This is a genomic window from Roseovarius atlanticus (assembly GCF_001441615.1).
Lineage (GTDB): Bacteria > Pseudomonadota > Alphaproteobacteria > Rhodobacterales > Rhodobacteraceae > Roseovarius > Roseovarius atlanticus.
Window position 1 is genome coordinate 1 of sequence record NZ_LAXJ01000056.1, and the last position, 956, is coordinate 956.

Consider the following 956-nt stretch of genomic DNA (forward strand, 5'->3'; position numbering starts at 1 on the left):
TTCTGCGCGCCGTCCTTGAGGTCGTCGGCGGCGATGACGTCGAGGCCGGAGGTGTTGATGATCTCCTTGCCCTTCTCGACATTGGTGCCCTCGAGGCGGACCACGAGGGGGACCTTCAGGCCCACTTCCTTGACGGCCGCGACCACGCCCTCGGCGATCACGTCGCAGCGCATGATGCCGCCGAAGATGTTCACCAGGATGCCCTTCACCTGCGGGTCGGAGGTGATGATCTTGAACGCCTCGGTCACCTTGTCCTTGGTGGCGCCGCCGCCCACGTCGAGGAAGTTCGCCGGCTCGGCGCCGTAGAGCTTGATGATGTCCATCGTCGCCATCGCGAGGCCCGCGCCGTTGACCATGCAGCCGATCTCGCCGTCGAGCGCGATGTAGTTGAGATCGTACTTCGACGCCTCCAGTTCCTTGGGGTCTTCCTCGGTCGTGTCGCGAAGCTCGGCGATGTCGGAATGGCGGTAGACCGCGTTGGAGTCAAAGCCCATCTTGGCGTCGAGGCACTTCAGCTCGCCGCCCTCGGTCAGGATCAGCGGGTTGATCTCCAGCATCTCCATGTCCTTTTCCAGGAACATCTGGTAGAGCGTGCCCATCAGCTTGACGCATTGCTTCACCGCCGCGCCCTCGAGTTCCAGCATGAAGGCGATGCGGCGGCCGTGGAACGGCTGGTAGCCGGTGGCGGGATCGACGCTCAGGCTGAGGATCTTCTCGGGCGTCTTCTCGGCCACTTCCTCGATATCCATGCCGCCCTCGGTGGATGCGACGAAGCTGACGCGGGAGGTCACCCGGTCGACCAGGAGCGCCAGGTAGAACTCCTTGGCGATGGCCGCGCCTTCCTCGATATAGATGCGGCCCACCTGCTTGCCGGCCTCGCCGGTCTGCTTGGTCACCAGCGTGCGGCCCAGCATCTTCTTGGCTTCCTCGGCGGCCTCGGAGACCGACTTGGTGAT

The 956-nt window shown here is 64.2% G+C and carries 1 protein-coding gene; it reads right to left on the bottom strand.

The genetic code is table 11. The features are described 5' to 3' along the window. Positions 1-956: ADP-forming succinate--CoA ligase subunit beta (gene sucC, locus XM53_RS22270; RefSeq protein WP_057796990.1), on the bottom strand; the 956-nt coding region annotated here is incomplete at both ends.